Genomic DNA, 20,669 nt, shown 5'->3' on the forward strand with positions numbered 1-20,669 from the left:
AGCGCAACCCCTCGCCCGGATCCTCCAGCCGCCCGCAGACTGCTCTCGTGAGCACCACCGTTCTCGTCGCCGGAGCAACCGGCGACCTCGGCAGCCGCATCTCCCGCGAGCTCCTCTCGCACGACACCCGACTCCGGGTGCTGACCCGGCCGGGCACCTCGACAGCCGTCGACCGCTTCGGCGACGACCCGCGGGTAGAGATCGTGACCGCCGACTACGCGGACCACGACGCACTGGTGGCCGCGGCATCCGGTGTCGACGTCGTCGTCTCGGCGGTCAGCGGGACGCGACCGGTCATCGTCGACGCGCAACGCGCACTCCTCGCCGCGGCGGTCGCAGCCGGCGTGCCCCGCTTCCTCCCGTCGGACTACTCCGCCGATCATCGGCGCCTGACCCCGGGGACCAACCGCAACCTCGAACTGCGCCGGGAGTTCGCCGCCGACCTCGATGCGGCCCCGATCCAGGCGACATCGGTGCTGAACGGCATGTTCACCGAGCTGCTCGCGGGCCAGGCGCCCTTGATCCTCCGCGACCGCAAACGCGTCCTCTACTGGTCGTCGGCGGATCAGGTACTCGACGTCACGACGAAGGACGACACCGCGCGGACCGTCGCGCTGGTCGCCCTCGACGCCGATGCCCCGCGCGTCGTCGAGGTCGCCGGCGACCGGGTCACCGCCCGGCAGGTCGCGGAACTCGCGACCGAGCTCAGCGGCGGCACGTTCAAGCTGCAGTGGGCGGGCACGACGGGGACGCTCTCGGCCATGGCCGCGGTAGGGCGACGACTCTCGCGCGACCCCGACGAGACGTTCCCCGCCTGGCAGGGGATGCAGTACTTCGTGAGCATGTTCAGCGGAGAGGGCGAACTGCGCCACGTCGACAACGACCGCTACGGGCGTCAGACCTGGACGACGGCCCGCGACATCCTGCAGCCGTGGCTCGCCGGCACCGGGTCGCCCGCAGCCTGAGACTGCGGGCTTCCCCCGTCACAACGCACCCACGCCGCATACAATCGCGGGACACGGTCGTCCGCGCCGTCGCCACCCGAGGAGTCCCGCCATCGACGACCACCGCGCACCGGCATCCCGCGTCTCCGCCTGGTCGACCCTCGGCCGCCTGGTGCACATCTCGCGCCCGGTCCTCTGGATCAACACGATCGGCACCGGCGTGCTCGGCATGTGGCTCACGGGCGCGCTGCTCGATCCGGCGGCGATTCCCCTGCTCGTGTGGTTGACGCTGCCGTTCAACCTGCTGATCTACGGCGTGAACGACATCTTCGATCAGGAGACCGACGCGCTGAACCCGCGGAAGGGATCCATCGAGGGCGCCCGGATCGAGTCGCGCGAGGTGCGACTCATCGTCTGGGCGGTCGCGATCACCAACGTGCCCTTCCTTCTGTGGTTCGTGATCGCGTATCCGCCCGCCGCGGTGGCGCTGATCCTGCTCTACACCGCGGTGTTCGTCTTCTACTCGGCGCCGCCGCTGCGCTTCAAGCAGCGACCGTTCCTCGACTCGCTGAGCAACGCCGCCTACGGGCTGCCGCTCCTGATCGTGCCGGTGGCGCTGGGCGCCCCGCCGCTGTGGCCGGCGGTGGCGGGCCTGCTCGTGTGGAGCGTCGCGAAGCATGCGTACGACGCCGTGCAGGACATCGACGAGGATCGCGAGGCCGGCATCCGGACCACCGCGGTGCTGCTCGGCCCGCGCGGCACCGCGGTGTGGAGCGGCGTCTGGTGGCTGGCGTCGAGCGTGCTGTTCGCGTTCGTCAGCATCCCGGTGGCCGCCCTCAATCTCGCGATCGCCGGTGTCCTCGTCGTGTGGATGCTGGTGCGCCCGACGCCCGCCACCGGGCGGAGACTGTATCCGGTGTCGATCGCGTTCCCCTACGTCGCAGGGTCGCTCGCGAGCGGATTGCAGCTCGCGAAGATGTTCTTCGAGGCGTACGGATGAGCCGCATCGTGGTGGTCGGTGCCGGGCTCGGCGGGCTGGCGGCATCCGCTCTTCTCGCTCGCGCCGGGCACGACGTGACCCTGCTCGAGGCCGCGGACCGGGTCGGCGGCAAGAGCCGACGACTCGAGGTCGACGGCGAGCGCATCGACTCGGGGCCGTCGCTCGTGACCTTCCCGGGAGTCTGGGACGAGCTGTGCCGCCGCCTCGGCGCCGACACCGGCTCCCTCGCGCTGGAGCGGCTGCCCGAGGTGGGGCGCTACTACTACGGCGGCGAAGAGGTCATGCTCCCGGTACCGCCGGATCACCGCTGGTACCCGGCGTGGAAGCGGTTCAGCGACCTGCACGCTCCGCTGGCGGGTGACGTGACGGCGCTCCTCGTGGCCGCCCCGCTCGACCGGCGCTCGCTCCCGGCTCTGCGCCGGCTGCTCGCGGTGTACGGTCCGCGGCTGAGCACGCGGTCGTACCTCGACGGCCTCACGTGGATGCCCGAGGGCCTGCGCGAGATCATCGCAATCCACACGCTCAACGCCGGAGTGTCACCGTCTCAGACGCCCGCGCTCTACGCGAGCATGCCGGCGATCATGGCGGCGTCCGGAGTGTGGGTGCCGCGCGGCGGCGTGTACGAGATCCCGCTCGCGCTGGCGCGGATGGCGGATGCCGCGGGCGTCGACATCCGCACCGGTGAGACCGTGACGCGCATCGAACGCGGACGCGTGACCACGGCCGGTGAGTCGTTCTCGGCCGATGTCGTCGTCAGCGCACTCGATGCGGACCGGGTCGACGCGCTGCTCGGCCGACGGCCGCTACGTGCGCGCGCCCTGTCGTGCTCGGCGGTCGCGATCTACGGCGCGCTGCGCGAGCCCCTGCCCGAGCGCATCGCGGCGCACAGCGTCATCCTCCCCACCAAGCCCGATGCGCTGTTCCGCAGCCTCGCCGCGGGTGACGAGCCGGCCGACACGATGGCGTTCGTGAACCTGTATCGGGCGGGCGAGATCTACCCGAACGAGCGCAGCACGGTCGCCGTCCTGCTGACCGCCCCCGCCGACGGGTCGGGGTACGACCTCGAGCACCCGTTCGTGCGGCGCGAGGTCGAGCGGATCTCGCGGACGATGGGCCTCGATCAGCTGCTCACCGACACGATGACGGATGCCGCGGTCCTCGACCCGCGCTACTTCGGGACCTTCGGCGAGCGCCACGGCGCCCTGTACGGAGCCGCGCGTCCGCTGTGGATGAGCGGTCCGCTGCACCGGCCCGCGCATCACGACCCGCGCACGCCGTGGCTCTGGCGCGTGGGCGCGTCCGTGCATCCCGGCGGCGGCATCCCGGCCGTGCTCGGCGGGGCGATGATGGTCGCCGCGGAGCTGCTGCGGCGGCATCCGGTCTGAGCGTTCGCGGCGTTCCGGGGACGCGATCTGCCGCACACTCCCGCGGTAGGCGACAGGAGGGTTCCCCGGAACCGTGCCTCACCCCACCGGTCCCTCGATGAGGGTGACGGATGCCGAGTGCGACGATCCCGCGCTGTCGACCCATTCGATCGTGACGGTGTCGCCCGGGTCCTCGTCGGCGAGCGCGTCGGAGAGGTCGGTCGTATCGGTGACCGCCTCGCCGTCGATCGCGGTGATCGTGTCGCCCGCGGCGAGTCCCGCCTCGGCCGCGGGTGTTCCCTCGATCACTCCGGCGATCGTGGCGCCGGTGACGTCCGAGCTCCGCGGGTCGGAGGTCCCGGGGCCGAACCCGCCGCGCGGTCCGTAGCCGGCCGCGGACGCGGCGGCATCCGCCATCTGCACGCCGAGGAACGCGGGGTAGCCGATCGTGACGCCGTCCGACTCGTCGCCGTCGAGGATCAGCTCCACGATGTCGAGCGCGTCCTCGATCGGGATCGCGTAGGCGACGGTGGTCGCGCTCCCCGTCGATGCAACCGTCGTGACGCCGATCACCTCGCCCTCAGCGTCGAGGAGCGCGCCGCCGGAGTCGCCCGAGACGACGTCGGCCACGATCTCGATCATGCCGTCGAGGGTCTCGGATGCCGAGCCCTGCGTCTCCGACGTCGTGACGCTCGCCTCGAGCGCGGTGATCGATCCGTCGGCCGCCATCAGCACACCGCCGCCGTCGGCGTTGCCCACGGCGGTCACGGCATCGCCGACCGTCTCGGCGTCGTCGTCGACCGTGACCGTGTCGAGGCCTGCGACGCCCTCGAGCTGCAGGAGCGCCACGTCGTCCTCGTCATCCATCCCGACGAGGGTCGCCGTGTAGGTCTCACCGGTGTCGGCGACCGTCACGGAGATCTCGGTGGCACCCTCGACGACGTGGTTGTTGGTGAGCACGAGTCCGTCGGAACTGAGCACCAGACCCGTGCCGGCCGCGGCGGATGACCCGTAGTCGATCTCCGTCTCGATGATCACGACCCCGGTCGACTCCTCCGCGTCGGCCGTGGTCGCCGCGGTCATGGTCGTCGATCCCGACGAGGCTTGCGGGTCCGACGAGGCGGAGCCTCGGGGGTCGGCGGCGAACGGGCCGCTCCGCGCGCTCTCGGTCTCTCCCCTCGGGTTCGTCTGCACCGTCCCGGAGGCCGCGATCTCGGTCGTCGCGGACGTCGTCGCGCCCGCCGAGACGGCGGCCGACACCGTCGGCACCGTCACGACCAGGGTCGCCGCCAGCACACCGCACGAGATGAGTGTTCCGCGGCGCCGCCACCCTGGTGTCGTCTGCCGTGCGGCGGGCTGCCTCCCGCTCTCCCCGCCCGGGGCGCCCGCGGGCGCGGTGTCGTCCTCGCGAATGTTCATTGCTCTGCTCCCTGTTCTGGATCTCGTCGGTTCGCCGATGTGTCGATGCGGTCAGCGGTCGCCGCCGGGTCCGCCCATGCCGCCGCCGGCCATGCCGCCGCCCGCGCCGCCCCCGGCGCCGCCCATCGTCGAGGTCAGCTCACCGGCTGTCGCCGTCGCGACGGCGGTGCCGCCGGAGCCGCCCGCCGCGTACGTTCCCGCGATCGCCTCGCCCGCGGAGCCACCGCTCAGGAGCGAGTACGACTCGCCGTCGACGATGTCGGCCGAGGTGAAGAGGAACCCGGACGTGGACTGCACCGTCGTGAACGACGCGACGGCGTTGCCGTCCGCGTCGACGACGGTCAGCACCGTGCCCGCCGACACCGCGTCGAAGGTGAACTGCACCGAGTCGAGTTCCGAGCTCTCCTCGGGAACCTCCGGCGTGCCTCCGGCGGCGACCAGGACGCCGCCCGAGACGTCGATCCCGCCGTCCGCGTCGATCGCGCCGTCGCCGCCCGCGTTGGGACCGGATGCCGCGATCGTGCCGCCCGTCTGCGTCCACGTCCCGTTGATGTCGATGCCGTCGCCGCCCCCGAGCAGCACGAGCTCTCCTCCGCTCATGGTGAACTCGGCCGTCGTGCTCCCCGTGCCGGGCTCGGATGCGCCGCCGCCGGGCGCCGAGCCGTTGACGGCGTCGTCGCTCGCGGTGACATCGGCCGAGCCGCCGGTCACCGTGATCGAAACGGATTCGAGGCCCTCGTACGAGTCGGTGATGGTCACGTCGCCGGCCGACAGCACGAGTTGCGCCTCGGCGTGCACGCCGTCGTCGCCGGCCGCGAGGGTCAGCGCCGCTCCGGCGAGGTGCACGTACGAGTCGGAGTGCACCCCGTCGTCGGCGGCGTAGATGTCGACCGTGCCGCCCTCGAGCACCGCGATCACGCCGGCTGCGATGCCCTTGGCCGAAGCGGTGTCGCTCGCGGCATCCGCTCCTCCGCCGGCGACGATCGTGACCTCGCCGCCCGTGGTGACCACGTCGGTGAACGCGTCGATACCCTCGTCCCCCGAGACGATGCCGATCGTGCCGCCCGAGATGTCGACGTAGCCGCGGTCGGTGTCCTCCTCGTTGTCGCTCTTGATCCCGTCGCCGCCCGCGTCGACGGTGATGTCGCCGTCGCGGACGATGACGTAGTCCTTGCCGCGGATGCCGTCGTCCACGGCCGTGACGGTGATCGCCCCGGATTGGATCACGAGACCGTCCGCCGAGGCGATGCCGTCGTTGCCGTTGCCCGACACCTGCAGAGCACCCGTGCCGGTGATGGTGAGGTCGGCGGCGCTGTAGAGCGCGGCATTCGCCTCGGCATCCTCGGTATAGCTCGACGCGTCGCTGAGGCTGTTGGTCGAGCCGTCCGCGAGGATCGCCACCGCTTCGTCGGCGGCCTGCACGTCGATGGCGGCACCGGCATCCGTCGTGATGGACGCTCCGTCGAGCACGAGCACGACCTTGCCCTCGCCGGAACTGTCGACCACGACCTGTCCGGTGTAGTCGCCGCTGAGGACGTACGTGCCCGCCGCGCTGATCGTGACCAGCCCGTCCTCGACGCTGACCGCCGACGTGTCGGACGCCGTCGCCGTGCCGCCGTCGAGCGAGATCGTCACGGCATCCGCTTCGGACCACTCCGCATCGTCGTCGGCGTCATGACTCTCTTGGTTGCCCGCGCGGACGTCGGCCGCCGTGGCCGTCGCGTCGGTGGCGCCGGTCAGCTGGCTGGCCGTCTCGGTCTGGGCGGTGTCGGTCTCGGTCGACTGCCTCGTGGAGGTGCCGGATGCCGAGACGGAGGCGACGGTCGAACAGCCTGCCAGCGTCAGGGCAGCGGCCAGCGGCATCGCGACGAGCCACCCCCGCCACTTCGGGGGGCGCGGGGTGTGGGAGGGGCTGGAGGGAGTCATCTCGTTCCTTTCGCGACGGGAGACGCGCCGTGATGACGCAACCTGCGGACGATCGCCGTGTGGGAGGTGATCCTGGAGGGCCGCCTCACGACGTTGTTCCCTCATTGAGCCGAAGAGTCCTTAACGGCTCCCAAGACGGGCGCCAGGCGCTCTTGAGAAAGCGGCGGGCGCGACGAGGCGCGCGAAGCTCAGTGGTGCGGGTCCGCCGGATCTTCGAGGATCATGCCCACCGAGGTCGCGCACGCGTCCCCGCGCCATGCCTCGACTCCCTCGCGGAGGGCGAAGACGGCGATCACGAGGCCGGCGATCGCGTCGACCCACCACCAGCCGAACAGGCTGTTGAGCACGAGCCCGATCAGGACGGCGCCGGAGAGATAGGTGCAGATGAGCGTCTGCCTGGAGTCGGCGACGGCCGTGGCGGATCCGAGCTCGCTCCCCGCCCGGCGTTCGGCGAGCGAGAGGAACGGCATGATGACCACGCTGAGCGCGGTGATCGCGATACCCACCGGGGAGTGCTCGACCTCGACTCGGGAGATCAACGCGATCAGAGAAGTCGCGGTGACGTAGGCGGCGAGGGCGAAGAACGCGATTGCGATGACGCGCAGCGTGCTCTTCTCCCAGCGTTCGGGGTCGCGGCGGGTGAACTGCCAGGCGACGGCGGCTGCGGAGAGCACTTCGATGGTCGAGTCGAGCCCGAATCCCACCAGTGCTGCCGAGGAGGCGATCGTCCCGGCCGTGATCGCGACGATCGCCTCGACGAGGTTGTAGCCGATCGTCGCGAAGACGATCCATCGGATGCGGCGCCGCAGGACGTTGCGGCGGTGATCGGTGGGCGTATGCGTGGCGCTCATGCGCAGCTGCAGCTCTCGCCGGCGCAGCATCCGGGCTCGACATAGAGCACGACGCGCAACAGTTCGTCCAGCGCCGGCGCCAGGTGCTGATCCGCCAGCCGGTACCAGGTCCGCCGTCCGTCGGGAACCGACTCGACGAGGCCGCAGCCGCGAAGGCACGCCAGCTGATTCGACATGACCTGCCGTGACACCCCGAGCGCGTCAGCCAAGCCGGACGGGTAAGCCGGCGCGTCGCGCAGCGCGAGGAGGACACCCGCTCGCGTCGGGTCCGACAGGGCGTGACCGAGTCGGGCAAGCGCTGCGGTGTGCGTGGCGGTCGCGGTCAGCGTCGGCATGAACGCGACGATACACGAGATGCTGAACTATTGAGTCCGGAACAGGAACCTGCGGTAGTGCTCAGTCCATCCCGACGGCCATGTCGGTGAAGCGCGAGAAATGTCCCTGGAAGGCAACGACGACCGTATCGGTCGGACCGTTACGGTGCTTGGCGACGATGAGGTCGGCCTCGCCCGCGCGAGGGCTGTCCTTCTCATAGGCGGCTTCGCGGTGCAGCAGGATCACCATGTCGGCATCCTGCTCGATCGAGCCCGACTCACGCAGGTCGCTGATCGCGGGCTTCTTGTCGGCACGCTGCTCGGGACCACGGTTCAGCTGCGACAGCGCGATGACCGGCACCTGCAGTTCCTTCGCGAGGAGCTTGAGCGCACGCGAGAACTCCGAGACCTCCTGCTGTCGCGACTCGACGCGCTTACCGCTCGTCATGAGCTGCAGATAGTCGATCACGACCATCTCGAGACCGACGCGCTGCTTGAGCTTGCGGCACTTCGCGCGGATCTCGACGAGCGTCATGTTGGGGCTGTCATCTATATAGAGGGGTGCGTCGTTGATACGACCACGGGTCGAGGCGATGGTCGTCCAGTCGCGGCTGTCGAGCATGCCTTTGCGCATGCTCTGCAGCGGCACCGAGCCCTCGGCGCTCATCAGGCGCATCGCGATCTCACTGCGCCCCATCTCGAGCGAGAAGAAGACCGTCGGGCGGTTGTGCTTGATGGCGGCGGCGCGAGCGAAATCGAGCGCGAGAGTGGACTTACCCATCGCAGGTCGCGCAGCGACGACGATCATCTGCCCACCGTGAAGACCGTTGGTGAGCTGGTCGAGACCGGCGAACCCGGTGGGGATGCCGGTCATCTGACCGTCGCGACCGCGGGCGGCCTCGATCTCCTCGACGGCGGCGTCGACGGCGACTTGGAGGGGGACGTAGTCCTCGGACTGCTCCGCGCCGGTGACCGAGTAGATCTCTGCCTGGGCGTTGTTGACGAGGTCCAGCGCCTCGCCCTGGCCGTTGTAGCCCATCTGGACGATCCGGGTGCCGGCCTCGACGAGGCGACGCAGAAGGGCCCGCTCGCGGACGATCGACGCGTAGTACGCAGCGTTCGCCGCGGTGGGGACGATCGAGGTCAGTGAGTGGAGGTAGTCCGCACCACCGGCGCGCTGGAGGTCACCCGTCTTGATCAGCTCATCGGTGACGGCGACCACGTCGGTCGGCTCGCCGTGCGAATACAGGGAGAGGACGGCCTCGAAGATCAGCTCGTGCTTGGGCACGTAGAAGTCGGTCCCGCGGAGCGCCTCGATGACGTCGGCGACCGCGTCACCTGACAGGAGCATTCCGCCGAGGGTGCTCTGCTCCGCGAGCATGTCGTGCGGCGGAGTCCGCTCGGGGCCGCGGGAGCCGCCGATTCGGTCGTCCGACAGATCCGCGATCGACATGCACGCCCCTCTTCCGGGCCCGCTGGAAGGCCCTCGCACACGCTAGGGAGGGGTTCGGACACACGCAAACCAGCCTGTGGATAACTGTGTGGACAGGATGCGGGAAACGCCGCCCACCCTGTGCAGAGAGCCTGTGGAGAACCGGGGGATCGCAAGAGATTCGGTCGCGCGAAGTTATCTTTGGCCTGGACTTTCCTTCCCCACAGGTTGTGGATGGATATCCGACCTCAAGCGCCGCTTGAAGGTTGGGCGTTATCCCCACCCCATGTGCAGAATCGGCCTTTTGTCAAATGAGAAAGCGGGCCGTTTTCGGGTCGATTTCGCGCCCCAGAAATCTCTTGCGCAATTCATAGGGACGGCGTACGTTGTTGGGTCCAGGCACCCCGCAGACGCGGCCTTCTCGGCATGCGTCCCGATGATCCATCGTGGAGGTGACCTGTGCACACAACGCTCCGCGCTTTCGCGCGCTTCGGTCTCCTGGCCGCGATCGGTCTCGGGATGGCGCTGCTCTGGGTCGCCGTCGCCGCCGTTCTTTCCGCATCGGACGCACGCGCGTCCGACCGCGCAGAGGACGGGCTGCTGAGCGGGGTGTCCAAGGCGGTCGGAGAGATCACCGACCCGGTTGTCGAGAAGGTCGTCGAGCCTGTCGCCGAAAAGATCGCCAAGCCGACGGCGCAGAAGGTCGCTGAGCCCGTCGCGAACGTCGTCGCGCCTGCGGCCAAGACTGTCGAGAAGGTCGCCAAGCCCACCGGCAAGGTCGCCAAGCCCGTCACCGAGAAGGTCGTCAAGCCGGTCACCGAGAAGGTCTTCAAGCCCGTCACCGACAAGGCCGTCAAGCCGGTCACGGACAAGATCGTGAAGCCGGTCACGGACAAGATCGTCAAGCCCGTCGCCGACAAGGTCGTCAAGCCCGTCACCGAGACCGTTGTCGCCCCGATCGTCACCCCCGTCACCGACAAGGTCGTCAAGCCGGTCACCGAGACCGTGATCGCGCCGGTCGTCACGCCCGTCACCGACGCCGTGAAGCCCGTGACGGACGCCCTGAAGCCCGTCGCCGACGCCGTCGTGGACCCGGTGGTCGAGGTGGTCGCACCCGTGACGGACGCCGTCGTCACCCCTGTGGTGGAGGCCGTCGTCCCGCCCGTGATCGACGCCGTCAGCCCCGTCACCGACCCGGTGGTGGACGCGGTCTCGCCGGCGATTCCGCCAATCGTCGGCGCCGTCGATCCGGTTGTGGATCCGATCGCCCCTGATCTCCCGCTCAGCCCGGTCGAGGTCCCCGGTTCGAACGTGCACCCCGGCGTGCCCGCCCCGTCCGGGCCGGCAGCGTCCGAGGGTGAGTCGATCCCGTCCGAGCCTGCCGTCGACGCACAGATCGTCACCGCCCCGACGCGCTCCTCGGTCACTCCGGACCCGCTCCGCGAGCACACGCCCGTGCAGATCGAGACCCTCTTCTCGGCGGCCGTGGCGCAGGTTCCTGCCGCTGATGCCGCTGCGGTCGCGCAACATCCGCTCGTCTTCACCGACCCCCTCGTGCCCGCGCCGAGTGCGCCCGCGTCGGAGTCCGGTTCCCTGACTTCCACCTCCACCGGAGGAGCTGCCGGGCTGATCGCCCTGCTCCCGCTCGGGATCCCCGCCGCGCACCGTGCCTGGGCGCGACGGGGCCGTCCGACCGACGAGCAGGGCCTCCCTGCGCCCTTCTTCGACACCGACGTCTCTCCCGACTGACGGGGATCGCGCCGCGCTTGCTCGCGGCATGCATCCGCACGCCCTGCGTGCCGGCGCCACGGCGCCATTCCCTGTCGATTTCTGAGGAGAGATGAAATGAATTCCACGTTGTCGCGTGTCCTGCTGGGCACGCTCGTGGCCGGGGGCATCACGCTCTTCGGCGCGGCGGCCGCGCAGGCCGCAGAACCGACGACGTCCGGGGAGGATGGGCTGCTTTCGGGCACCCAGGCCGTCCTGAACGTCGACGTCCCGATCACCGTCGGCGACACCGCCGTCTCGGTCGTCGGTGACTCGTCCAGCTCGTCGAAGGACGAGGCCGAGCCGGCGAAGCCGTCGACGACCTCGTCCGCGTCCACGAGCGGTGCCGACGGCGCCGCATCCGGGTCGCAGGCGCTGGTCGACGTCAACGTCCCGATCACGGTGAAGGACACCGCGATCTCGGTCGTCGGCGACAGCACTACCGAGTCGGAGGATGCCGCGGCACCCGCCGAGCCTGCCGAACCGGCCGAGCCCGCCGCGGAACCGTCGACCGACGGTACCGACGGCGCCGCATCCGGCACTCAGGTCGTCGCCCCGATCACCGTCCCCGTGACGGTCGAGGACACGGCGATCTCGGTCGTCGGCGACAGCACCACCGAGTCGGAGGATGCCGCAGCGCCCGCCGAGCCGGCCGAGTCCGCCTCTGCACCGTCCACCGACGGCACGGATGGCATCGGCTCCGGCACGCAGGTCGTCGCCCCCGTCACCGCCCCGGTCACCGTCGGCGACACCGCCGTCTCGGTCATCGGCGACAGCTCGACCGAGTCGACGGATGCCGCAGCTCCGACCGCACCGGCTCAGCCGACCGAGCCCGCTGAGGCGCCGTCCACAGACGGCACCGACGGCATCGGCTCCGGCACGCAGGTCGTCGCCCCGATCGGTATCCCGGTCACGGTCGACGACGCGGCAGTCTCGGTGATCGGCGACAGCTCGACCGAGAGCACGTCGGGATCCACAGCGCCGGTCTCGGGTGGCACCTCCACGGCCCCCACGACGGGCGGCTCGGACGGCATCGGCTCCGGAACGCAGGTCGTCGCTCCGATCACGGTCCCCGTGACCGTCGACGACACCGCCGTCTCGGTCATCGGTGACAGCTCGAGTGAGAGCACGTCAGGATCCACGGCGCCGGTCTCGGGCGGCACCTCCGCGGCCCCCACCACGGGCGGCTCGGACGGCATCGGCTCCGGAACGCAGGTCGTCGCTCCGATCACGGTCCCCGTGACCGTCGGCGACACCGCCGTCTCGGTCATCGGCGACAGCTCGAGCGAGAGCACGTCGGGATCCACGGCGCCGGTCTCGGGCGGCACCTCCACGGCCCCCACCACGGGCGGCTCGGACGGTATCGGCTCCGGAACCCAGGTCGTCGCTCCCATCACGGTCCCCGTGACGGTCGACGACACGGCGGTCTCGGTGATCGGTGACAGCTCAAGCGACTCCACCGACGCCGGAGCCCCGGCCGCCCCGGCGACCGGAACCACCGGCGGTCCGTCCACCGACGGCACCGACGGTGTCGGCTCGGGCACGCAGGTCGTCGCCCCGATCGGCATCCCGGTCACGGTCGACGACACCGCGGTCTCGGTCATCGGGGACAGCTCGGTGATCGGCGGCGGCTCCGCCGGCACGCCGGGAACCGGAACGTCGGCGGGACCCGTCACCTCGGGCGAGGGAGGTGTCGGAAGCGGGACGCAGATCGTGCTTCCCGTCGACATCCCGGTCACCGTCGGTGACACCGCGGTCTCGATCATCGGCGACAGCGAGGTGACCGACCCGGGCACCCCGACGGATCCCACGGACCCCACGGACCCGGTCGACCCGACCGACCCCACGGACCCGGTCGACCCCACGGACCCGGTCGACCCCACGGACCCCACGGACCCGACCACCCCGGTGGACCCCACGGACCCGACCGACCCGACCACCCCGGTCGACCCCACGGACCCGACCACCCCGGTCGACCCGACGGACCCCACCACCCCGGTGAACCCCACGGACCCGACCACCCCGGTCGACCCGACGGACCCCACCACCCCGGTGAACCCCACGGACCCGACGGACCCGACCACCCCGGTCGAGCCCACGGTCCCCGGTGACGGCACGGACGGTCAGATCCCCGGTGGCAGCCCCGCTCAGATGGCCCCCCAGGCCAGCGGTGGCGAGACGCCGCAGGCACTGGCCCAGACCGGTGGCGTGGCGACCCCGTGGCTTCCCCTGGCCGCGATCACCCTGATCGCCGCCGGAGCCATGCTCACGCTGCGTCGCCGCACCGTCTGACCCGCTCCCCCAAAGGGGTGGATGCCCCGGGCCCCCACCCGTGGCATCCACCCATCCCCCTCGCGGATGCGACGGATCCGGCCCGACACGCCGGATCCCCATCCCCAGTGCCGGCGCGCCGGCCGCGATCCGTCGCATCCGCGGACACCTCCCCCGAAAGGCGGATGCCGCAGGCCCCACCTGCGGCATCCGCCCTCAGCGTGCGTCGGCAGAGGCACCGGCCCCGCGGGGGAACGCGAACACCTCATCGCCGATCTCTCAGATGGTCGCTCCCGGACCGATCGCCGCCACCGTCCCCGAGACGTGTCAGCCGAGGATGAACGGCGGCGCCGCCCCGAACGCCCCGTTGGTGCGGTGAATCGCGTCCGCCGGGTTCACCCCGGCCGCGGACACAGCCGTGACGTCCCCGTCAGGTTCCGACGGATTCTCGCCAATCGATGAAGCGCGGCCTCCCTTGATGTGCGTCGATGCAATGGATGTGCGGCGACAGGCGGCATCCACACCCCACGACACGGCGTGTCGGCCGCGATCCATTGCATCCGCGAACACCGACACCACCCGGAAACGACGGATGCCGCGGTCCCGACCCGTGAGGGAAGGGACCGCGGCATCCGAACCGCACGCCAGGATTACTTGGCGGCGACCACCTGCAGGGTGATCACGGCGGTGAGCTCGTCGCCGAGGCGAACGGTCGCCTCGTGCTCGCCCACGGCCTTGATCGGCGAGGTGATGTGGATCTTGCGCTTGTCGAGGTCACCCAGACCGGCGGCCTTGACGGCGTCGGCCACGTCGGCGGTCTTGACCGAACCGAACAGGCGACCTTCAGCACCGGCCTTGACGGTCAGCTTGACCGTGTTGGACTCGAGCGTGTTCTTGAGCGCCACGGCCTCTTCGTGGTCGTGGATCGCGCGGGACTCGCGAGCGGCGCGGATCGACGCCACCTGCTTCTCGCCACCGCGGGTCCAGGCCACAGCGAAGCCCTGGGGGATGAGGTAGTTGCGGGCGTACCCGTTCTTGACCTCGATGACGTCACCGGCGCTACCGAGCCCGGCGACCTCGTTCGTGAGAATCAGCTTTGCCATGTCGGTACTCCTTACCGGCCAGCGCCGGCGTAGGGCAGGAGAGCCATTTCACGGGCGTTCTTGATCGCCTTGGCGATCAGACGCTGCTCCTGCACCGAGACTCCGGTGATACGACGGGCGCGGATCTTCCCACGCTCCGAGATGAACTTGCGAAGCGTCGCGACGTCCTTGTAGTCGATGACGCCGACGCGGATCGCCTTCGCGGGAGCGGCGTTCTTCGCGCCCTTCCGCGGCTTGCGGCGATCGCCGGTTGCCTTTCCAGCCATGTGTCTTCCTTAAGAGAGATGGATGCCGCGACCCGCGGCATCCGCAATTCGAATCAGAACGGGGTGTCGTCGCCGTAGCTCGTCCCGGGCGCGCTCCAGGCGTCAGGAGCCGAGGACCCGGGCGTGGCCCAGGGCTCGTCCTGCTGCACCTGCGGACGCGACTGCTGACCGCCGCCGAAGCTGCCGCCGCCACCGCCGCCGCCGTTGGAGGCGGCCCGGGTGACCTGGGCAGTGGCGTAGCGGAGCGAGGGGCCGATCTCGTCGACCTCCAGCTCGATCGCCGTGCGGTTGTTGCCTTCGCGGTCCTGGTAGGAGCGCTGCTTCAGGCGGCCGGTCGCGACGACCCGCATGCCCTTGGTGAGCGAGCCTGCGACGTGCTCAGCGAACTCGCGCCAGACCGACGCGCGCATGAACAGCGCTTCGCCGTCCTTCCACTCGTTGGCCTGGCGGTCGAAGCTGCGCGGCGTCGATGCGATCGTGAAGTTCGCGACGGGAAGGCCGTTCTGCGTGTAGCGCAGCTCGGGGTCCGCCGTGAGGTTACCCACGACCGTGATGATGGTCTCGCCGGCCATGAGCGTCAGGCCTTCGCAGCCTTGCGGGCGGCCTTGGCCTCGGCGCGCTCCTTCTCGGCGGCGACCTGAGCGATCGCCTCCTCGGCGCGGAGGACCTTGGTGCGCATGATCTGCTCGTTCAGCTTGAGCTGACGGTCGAGCTCCTGCGTGGCCTCGCTCGTGGCGGTGAAGTTGACGACGGCGTAGATGCCCTCGTTCTTCTTCTGGATCTCGTAGGCGAGACGGCGCTTGCCCCACACGTCGACGTTGTCGATCGAGCCACCATCAGCGGTGATGACCTTCAGGAACCCGTCGAGCTTGGGAGCGACCTGGCGCTCGTCGACCTCGGGGTCGAGAATCACCATGAGTTCGTACTGGTGGATGTGCGTCACTAACCCACCTCCTTCGGACTAGAACGGATGCCGGGCGTTTCCCGGCATCAGGAGGGTTGATGCACGTGTCCGGTGATTCCGCGCGCGAGCGCAGACGGACAACCACAACAGTCTAGCGGATGCCCGGCCCTGCCGCGGAATCGGTCAGTCGCACCGCGAGCGCGGCCGCCGCATCCGCCAGCTCCGGCGGCCCGACCACCTCGAACGACGCGTCGAACCGCAGCGCCCAGGCGAGCGCTCCCGCCCACGACCAGGACCCCACCTGCACACGCGTCCGTCCGTCTCCCAGGTCCTCGATCTCCGCGTCTCCGGCGAACGGGACGACCCGTCGCGCGGGCACGGAGAGGATGAGGTCGGCCGTGACGGGCCAGCGATCCGTGTCCGACGCACCCTTGAATCGGGCCGCGAGGTACGTACGCGCATCGCCATTGGGGATCTCGCGCAGCTCGAACGGGACCCCGCCACCCTGCCGGAGGCGCACGCGGTCGAGCCGCAGGATGCGCCAGTCCTCGGCATCCAGGTCCCAGGCGACGGCGTACCAGCGCCCGTCGCGCGCGACGACGGCATGCGGCTCGATCCGACGACCGCGGCCGTCGGCGCCGTAGTCGACGCGCAGCGTGCGGCGGCGGCGCGCAGCGGCGCTCACCGCCTCGAGCACATCCGGCGCGGCCTGATCAGCCGGCGCTTCGGTCTCGAACCGGATGGCGTCGATCCGGTGACGCAGGTGCGACGGCATGACCTGCCGCATCGTGCCCAGGGCCCGGGCGGCGGCATCCGCGATGTCGACACCGGATGCCGACTGCAGCGCCACCGCGATCGCGACGGCCTGCTCGTCGTCGAACAGGAGAGGCGGCAGCTCCTCGCCCGGCGCGAGGCGGTAACCGCCGTAGGGGCCCTTGGCAGCCGTGATCGCATACCCGAGCTCACGCAACCGGTCGACGTCGCGGCGAACGGTGCGGACGGTGACGCCGAGCCGGTCGGCGAGCTCCTGACCGCCCCAGTCTCGTCGCGACTGCAGGACCGACAGCAGGTTCAGCATCCGATGCGACGGCGAGGTCATGGTTCCATCCTGCGGGAGAAGAGGACAGGATCCGACCTCTACGGAGAGGAGCGTGGTCATCACATCGAAACCCACCCCCGAACCGGAGGACGCATCATGACCCTCACCACCACCACCCACCTGAACTTCCGCGGCACCGCGCGCGAGGCCCTGGAGTTCTACGCCCGCGTCTTCGATGGCCAGGCGATGACGACCACCTACGCCGACCTCGGAATGCCCGCCGACGCACCCGGCGCGGACAGGATCGTCTTCGGCATCCTCATCGCGGCCGACGGGTTCCGCCTCATGGCGTACGACGTCCCCGGGCAGGACGCCGGCGCGGAAGCGGTCTCCGGGACGACCACGCGTCAGAACGGCGTGACGTTCACCGATCGCGCCTTCTTCGTCTCGCTGCAAGGCGACAGCCTCGACGAGGTCACCGCGCGATGGGACGCCCTCGCCGAGGGCGCGACCGTGGTCGAACCGCTCGCCGCCTCGGCGTGGAGCGCGGGCTTCGGGATGCTCACCGACCGGTTCGGAGTGACCTGGGTCGTCGACGTCCGCGTCCCGCAGCCGGCGTGATCGACCGGGCCTGAGGCCCGAAGGGACGGATGCCGGTGCGTCGCCGCATCCGTCCCGCTCGGCGGCGCCGCCGGCCGGTACCGTGGCGGTCATGCACTCCGACGAGGTGAACCGATGAGCACATCGACCTTCGATCCGACGCCGCTGACCGAGCCGGTCGAGCGTGCGGCCATCGCCGCGCACCGCAAGGAGCTGCGCGCCGCCGGACGGCTGCCCTCGGGCGGCACCGTCTGGGGCATCGTCATCGCCGTCGCGGTGTTCGTCTTCGTCGGCTTCTTCATCTCGAGTGTCTTCGCCACGGTGTTCGGCGCGTTCCTCAGCGGCTCCGACCGCAACCCGCTCGCGGTCGGGTTCGTCGTCGTGGTGGCGATCTTCGCGATCGGGATCGTGGCCCTCATCATCCGCGGGTTCGCAGGATCGCACGAGCGGATCTACCGGCTCGACCGCTTCGCGCGGGCGAACGGACTGACCTGGTACGCCCAGGCATCCGCTCCACCGCTGCCGGGCATGATCTTCTCGCGCGGCCACTCGCGCAGATCGAGCGACATCCTGCGCGGCGAACGCCCCCGGTTCGTCGAGTTCGCGAATTATCGCTACACGACGGGCTCGGGCAAGAACCAGACCACCCACCGCTGGGGCTACGTCGCGATCCGCCTCGCGACGCCGCTGCCGCACATCGTCCTCGACGCGACGGGCAACAACGGACTGTTCGGGTCGAATCTGCCGCAGGCGTTCGACAAGGATCAGCGGCTCAGCCTCGAGGGCGACTTCGACCAGCACTTCGCCCTCTACTGCCCCGAGGGCTACGAGCAGGACGCGCTCTACCTCTTCACGCCCGACATCATGGCCCGCTTCATCGACCACGCCGCACAGCTCGACGTCGAGATCGTGGACGACTGGCTGTTCCTCTACGCCAAGCGTGACCTGTCCACGCTCGACCCGAACACGTGGGCATGGCTGTTCTCGGCCGTCGGCGCCCTGCTCGACAAGCTCGCGCAGTGGGAGCGCTGGCGCGACGATCGGCTGACGCGGCCCGCAGTGGCGCCCGGTGCGACGGCGGACTCGCTGCCGTTCGCGCCGCCGCGCGGCACGCTGCGCCCGCCGCCCGGCGTCGCGCCGCAGGGACGTCGGCTCAAGGGGGGCGTCTCGTGGCCCGCCATCATCATCGGCGGCCTCTTCGTCCTCGGTGTCTTCGCGATGCAGAGCGGACTGCTCGACGCCATCTTCCGCTGAGCGAACGCACCGGGGTCAGCGCGCGGACCAGCCGCCGTCCATCGTGTAGCTCGCCCCGCTGACCATGCCGGCATCCGATCCCGCGAGCCAGACCGCGAGGGCGGCGACCTCCTCCGGTTCGACGAGACGCTTGACCGCCGCTTCGGCCAGCAGCACCTGCGACAGCACCTCGTCCTCGCCGATGCCGTGGAGCTTGGCCTGGTCGGCGATCTGCTTCTCGACCAGCGGCGAACGCACATAGCCCGGGTTGATGCAGTTGCTCGTGACGCCGTGCGCGCCGCCCTCGAGCGCCGTCGCCTTCGACAGTCCCTCGAGACCGTGTTTGGCCGCGACATAGGCCGACTTGTAAGGGGATGCCACGAGTCCGTGCACGCTCGACATGTTCAGGATGCGGCCGAAGCCGCGTTCGTACATGGCGGGGAGCGCCGCGCGGATGAGGAGGAACGGCGCCTCGAGCATGAGCCGCATCATGAACGAGAACCGCTCGGGCTCGAACTCCTCGATGGGGCGCACGTGCTGGATGCCGGCGTTGTTGACGAGGATGTCGACGTCCAGCCGCAGGTCGGCGAGTGCAGCCGTGTCGCTCAGGTCCACGGCCCACGCCTCACCGCCGACGGCGGCAGCGATCCGCTGCGCGCCGTCGGCGTCGACGTCCGCGACGGTCACCCGGGCACCGGCGGCGGCGAGCGCCGAGGCGCACGCCGCCCCGATGCCGCTCGCGCCACCCGTGACGAGAGCCGTCCGACCGGTGAGATCGGTCATGCGCGCTCCTTCTCGCGGAGCAGTTCGGCTGTACGGGCGGCATCCGCGTCGTCGATCGCCTGCAGCGAGGCACCCTTCGTCTCGCGCATGAGGACGATCGTGGTCCCGGTGATGAGGCAGGCGATCGCGATGTAGATCGAGACCGGGGTCCACGAGCCGAAGTCGCGCAGCCACTGCGTCGCGAGGATCGGGGCGAGCGAGCCGGCTGCGATCGCCGTGACCTGGGCGCCCAGCGAGACGCCCGAGTACCGCATGCGGGTGGGGAACAGCTCGGCCATGATCGCGGGCTGCGGTGCGTACAGGAACGCGTGGAACGTCAAGCCGACGGTCACGGCGAGCACGATGAGCACGGGGTTCAGGGTGTCGAACAGCGGGAAGGCGAAGAACGCCCACGTCGCGCTGAGGATCGCGCCGGTCAGAGCGACCGGCCGTCGCCCGAACCGGTCGGCGAGGCGTCCCACCTGCGGGATGACGAGGAAGTGCACGACGTGCGCGATCAGGAGCGCGAGCAGCAGCTGGCTGGTGTCGTACTCGTGCACGGTCTTCAAGTAGACGATCGAGAAGCTGACGACGATGTAGTAGACGATGTTCTCCGCGAAGCGGACACCCATGGCCTGCAGCACGCCGACCGGGTAACGACGCAGCACCTCGACGACGCCGTAGGACACGGCCTTCTCGGCCTCGACCTGCGCCTTGGCCTCGAGGAAGATGGGCGCCTCCTCGACGTGACGCCGGATGTAGAACCCGACGAGGACGATGACGGCCGACAGCCAGAACGCGATACGCCATCCCCAGCCGAGGAAGTCCTCGGAGCTGAGGACCCACGACGTGATCAGCAGGACGAGCGTCGCGAGCAGGTTGCCGACGGGGACGGCGGCCTGCGGCCAGCTCGACCAGAACGCGCGCGAGCGGTTCGGGCTCTGCTCGGCGACGAGGAGCACCGCACCGCCCCACTCACCGCCGACGGCGAAGCCCTGCAGGAAGCGCAGCGCCACCAGGAGCGCGGGCGCCCAGTAGCCGATCTCGACGAAGCCGGGGAGGCAACCCATGAGGAACGTGGCGACGCCGACGATGATGATCGTCGCCTGCAGCGTGGGCTTGCGGCCGAAGCGGTCGCCGATCTGGCCGAAGACGACGCCGCCGAGAGGCCGCGCGATGAAGCCGACGGCGTAGGTGACGAAGGCGGCGATGATCCCGTCGAGCGATGAGCCGGTCTGCGGGAAGAAGTAGGTGCCGAAGACGAGGCTGGCCGCGGTGGCGTACAGAAAGAACTCGTACCACTCGACGACGGTGCCCGCCATCGAGGCGGCGACGACACGGCGCAGGCCGGACGGGGTGGCGGATGCCGCGGGGTCGGCGGCGCGGGTGGGGGCTGACATGGTCTCTCCGATCGATGTCGTCGATGACATCCGGGGTGGTCTGCTCTGACACGGGACGCGGTGGCGTCCGCCCC

The 20,669-nt window shown here is 70.2% G+C and carries 19 protein-coding genes; 7 read left to right on the forward strand and 12 right to left on the reverse strand.

What is annotated here, in order from left to right:
• Positions 1-47 precede the first annotated feature (47 nt).
• The 3 genes from M3190_RS00565 to M3190_RS00575 all read left to right on the forward strand — a co-directional run bounded on the left by M3190_RS00565 (position 48) and on the right by M3190_RS00575 (position 3,329).
• The gene (locus tag M3190_RS00565; RefSeq protein ID WP_251577279.1) at positions 48-965 is read left to right on the forward strand and encodes an NmrA family NAD(P)-binding protein; all 918 of its coding nucleotides are present in this window, start codon (positions 48-50) and stop codon (positions 963-965) included.
• A gap of 91 nt (positions 966-1,056) precedes the next feature.
• Positions 1,057-1,944: a UbiA family prenyltransferase gene (locus M3190_RS00570; protein WP_308222235.1), complete on the forward strand. Its 888-nt coding sequence runs from the start codon at positions 1,057-1,059 to the stop codon at positions 1,942-1,944.
• Entirely contained in the window at positions 1,941-3,329 is a 1,389-nt protein-coding gene (locus M3190_RS00575; RefSeq protein WP_251577283.1) for a phytoene desaturase family protein, read from the forward strand. Before M3190_RS00570 ends, M3190_RS00575 begins: the two co-directional genes overlap by 4 nt.
• A gap of 78 nt (positions 3,330-3,407) precedes the next feature.
• On the opposite strand, the gene M3190_RS00580 is transcribed toward M3190_RS00575, so the two are convergent.
• The 5 genes from M3190_RS00580 to dnaB all read right to left on the reverse strand — a co-directional run bounded on the left by M3190_RS00580 (position 3,408) and on the right by dnaB (position 9,271).
• Positions 3,408-4,727 carry a S1C family serine protease gene (locus M3190_RS00580; protein WP_251577285.1) on the reverse strand — a complete coding sequence of 440 codons (1,320 nt, stop codon included), beginning with the start codon at positions 4,725-4,727 and terminating at the stop codon, positions 3,408-3,410.
• A 51-nt stretch (positions 4,728-4,778) separates the two neighbouring features.
• Entirely contained in the window at positions 4,779-6,653 is a 1,875-nt protein-coding gene (locus M3190_RS00585; protein WP_251577287.1) for a carbohydrate-binding domain-containing protein, read from the reverse strand.
• 188 nt (positions 6,654-6,841) lie between these two features.
• Positions 6,842-7,504: a cation transporter gene (locus M3190_RS00590; RefSeq protein ID WP_251577289.1), complete on the reverse strand. Its 663-nt coding sequence runs from the start codon at positions 7,502-7,504 to the stop codon at positions 6,842-6,844.
• Positions 7,501-7,839 carry an ArsR/SmtB family transcription factor gene (locus tag M3190_RS00595; RefSeq protein WP_251577291.1) on the reverse strand — a complete coding sequence of 113 codons (339 nt, stop codon included), beginning with the start codon at positions 7,837-7,839 and terminating at the stop codon, positions 7,501-7,503. The genes M3190_RS00590 and M3190_RS00595 overlap by 4 nt, the downstream gene beginning before the upstream one ends.
• A gap of 61 nt (positions 7,840-7,900) precedes the next feature.
• A complete protein-coding gene (dnaB, locus tag M3190_RS00600) occupies positions 7,901-9,271 on the reverse strand; it encodes a replicative DNA helicase (protein ID WP_064002773.1) in 1,371 nt (456 codons plus the stop codon).
• Between the two features lie 438 nt (positions 9,272-9,709).
• Here dnaB and M3190_RS00605 point away from each other — a divergent pair, with 438 nt between their 5' ends.
• Both M3190_RS00605 and M3190_RS00610 read left to right on the forward strand, forming a co-directional pair.
• Complete coding sequence (locus M3190_RS00605; protein ID WP_251577293.1) at positions 9,710-10,999, forward strand: hypothetical protein; 1,290 nt, start codon at positions 9,710-9,712, stop codon at positions 10,997-10,999.
• 96 nt (positions 11,000-11,095) lie between these two features.
• Positions 11,096-13,309 carry an LPXTG cell wall anchor domain-containing protein gene (locus M3190_RS00610; protein ID WP_251577295.1) on the forward strand — a complete coding sequence of 738 codons (2,214 nt, stop codon included), beginning with the start codon at positions 11,096-11,098 and terminating at the stop codon, positions 13,307-13,309.
• A gap of 629 nt (positions 13,310-13,938) precedes the next feature.
• Here the strand turns inward: M3190_RS00610 and rplI are convergent.
• The 5 genes from rplI to M3190_RS00635 all read right to left on the reverse strand — a co-directional run bounded on the left by rplI (position 13,939) and on the right by M3190_RS00635 (position 16,660).
• Positions 13,939-14,391 carry a 50S ribosomal protein L9 gene (gene rplI, locus M3190_RS00615; RefSeq protein ID WP_064002775.1) on the reverse strand — a complete coding sequence of 151 codons (453 nt, stop codon included), beginning with the start codon at positions 14,389-14,391 and terminating at the stop codon, positions 13,939-13,941.
• A gap of 11 nt (positions 14,392-14,402) precedes the next feature.
• A complete protein-coding gene (rpsR, locus tag M3190_RS00620) occupies positions 14,403-14,657 on the reverse strand; it encodes a 30S ribosomal protein S18 (RefSeq protein WP_005054609.1) in 255 nt (84 codons plus the stop codon).
• A 53-nt stretch (positions 14,658-14,710) separates the two neighbouring features.
• Positions 14,711-15,229 (reverse strand): single-stranded DNA-binding protein, encoded by a 519-nt coding sequence (locus tag M3190_RS00625; RefSeq protein WP_251577297.1) that lies wholly within the window; start codon positions 15,227-15,229, stop codon positions 14,711-14,713.
• Positions 15,230-15,234: 5 nt separating this feature from the next.
• The gene (rpsF, locus tag M3190_RS00630; protein WP_308222226.1) at positions 15,235-15,600 is read right to left on the reverse strand and encodes a 30S ribosomal protein S6; all 366 of its coding nucleotides are present in this window, start codon (positions 15,598-15,600) and stop codon (positions 15,235-15,237) included.
• A gap of 112 nt (positions 15,601-15,712) precedes the next feature.
• Positions 15,713-16,660 (reverse strand): helix-turn-helix transcriptional regulator, encoded by a 948-nt coding sequence (locus M3190_RS00635; RefSeq protein WP_251577299.1) that lies wholly within the window; start codon positions 16,658-16,660, stop codon positions 15,713-15,715.
• A gap of 96 nt (positions 16,661-16,756) precedes the next feature.
• Here M3190_RS00635 and M3190_RS00640 point away from each other — a divergent pair, with 96 nt between their 5' ends.
• Complete coding sequence (locus M3190_RS00640) at positions 16,757-17,221, forward strand: VOC family protein (protein WP_251577301.1); 465 nt, start codon at positions 16,757-16,759, stop codon at positions 17,219-17,221.
• A gap of 114 nt (positions 17,222-17,335) precedes the next feature.
• Complete coding sequence (locus M3190_RS00645) at positions 17,336-18,454, forward strand: hypothetical protein (protein ID WP_251577303.1); 1,119 nt, start codon at positions 17,336-17,338, stop codon at positions 18,452-18,454.
• 15 nt (positions 18,455-18,469) lie between these two features.
• On the opposite strand, the gene M3190_RS00650 is transcribed toward M3190_RS00645, so the two are convergent.
• The gene (locus tag M3190_RS00650; RefSeq protein WP_251577305.1) at positions 18,470-19,216 is read right to left on the reverse strand and encodes a 3-hydroxybutyrate dehydrogenase; all 747 of its coding nucleotides are present in this window, start codon (positions 19,214-19,216) and stop codon (positions 18,470-18,472) included.
• Entirely contained in the window at positions 19,213-20,595 is a 1,383-nt protein-coding gene (locus tag M3190_RS00655) for an MFS transporter (RefSeq protein WP_251577307.1), read from the reverse strand. The genes M3190_RS00650 and M3190_RS00655 overlap by 4 nt, the downstream gene beginning before the upstream one ends.
• Positions 20,596-20,669 lie beyond the last annotated feature (74 nt).

This window comes from Microbacterium oleivorans, assembly GCF_023715745.1.
Lineage (GTDB): Bacteria > Actinomycetota > Actinomycetes > Actinomycetales > Microbacteriaceae > Microbacterium > Microbacterium oleivorans_D.

Bases quoted from the DNA above. Each gene is read 5' to 3' on its own strand.
- M3190_RS00640 (WP_251577301.1), top strand. From the start codon at position 16,757: ATGACCCTCACCACCACCACCCACCTGAACTTCCGCGGCACCGCGCGC.
- M3190_RS00645 (WP_251577303.1), top strand. From the start codon at position 17,336: ATGAGCACATCGACCTTCGATCCGACGCCGCTGACCGAGCCGGTCGAG.
- M3190_RS00580 (WP_251577285.1), bottom strand. From the start codon at position 4,727: ATGAACATTCGCGAGGACGACACCGCGCCCGCGGGCGCCCCGGGCGGG.
- M3190_RS00635 (WP_251577299.1), bottom strand. From the start codon at position 16,660: ATGACCTCGCCGTCGCATCGGATGCTGAACCTGCTGTCGGTCCTGCAG.
- M3190_RS00590 (WP_251577289.1), bottom strand. From the start codon at position 7,504: ATGAGCGCCACGCATACGCCCACCGATCACCGCCGCAACGTCCTGCGG.
- M3190_RS00585 (WP_251577287.1), bottom strand. From the start codon at position 6,653: ATGACTCCCTCCAGCCCCTCCCACACCCCGCGCCCCCCGAAGTGGCGG.
- rplI (WP_064002775.1), bottom strand. From the start codon at position 14,391: ATGGCAAAGCTGATTCTCACGAACGAGGTCGCCGGGCTCGGTAGCGCC.
- rpsR (WP_005054609.1), bottom strand. From the start codon at position 14,657: ATGGCTGGAAAGGCAACCGGCGATCGCCGCAAGCCGCGGAAGGGCGCG.
- dnaB (WP_064002773.1), bottom strand. From the start codon at position 9,271: ATGTCGATCGCGGATCTGTCGGACGACCGAATCGGCGGCTCCCGCGGC.
- M3190_RS00650 (WP_251577305.1), bottom strand. From the start codon at position 19,216: ATGACCGATCTCACCGGTCGGACGGCTCTCGTCACGGGTGGCGCGAGC.
- M3190_RS00655 (WP_251577307.1), bottom strand. From the start codon at position 20,595: ATGTCAGCCCCCACCCGCGCCGCCGACCCCGCGGCATCCGCCACCCCG.
- M3190_RS00595 (WP_251577291.1), bottom strand. From the start codon at position 7,839: ATGCCGACGCTGACCGCGACCGCCACGCACACCGCAGCGCTTGCCCGA.
- M3190_RS00610 (WP_251577295.1), top strand. From the start codon at position 11,096: ATGAATTCCACGTTGTCGCGTGTCCTGCTGGGCACGCTCGTGGCCGGG.
- M3190_RS00575 (WP_251577283.1), top strand. From the start codon at position 1,941: ATGAGCCGCATCGTGGTGGTCGGTGCCGGGCTCGGCGGGCTGGCGGCA.
- M3190_RS00625 (WP_251577297.1), bottom strand. From the start codon at position 15,229: ATGGCCGGCGAGACCATCATCACGGTCGTGGGTAACCTCACGGCGGAC.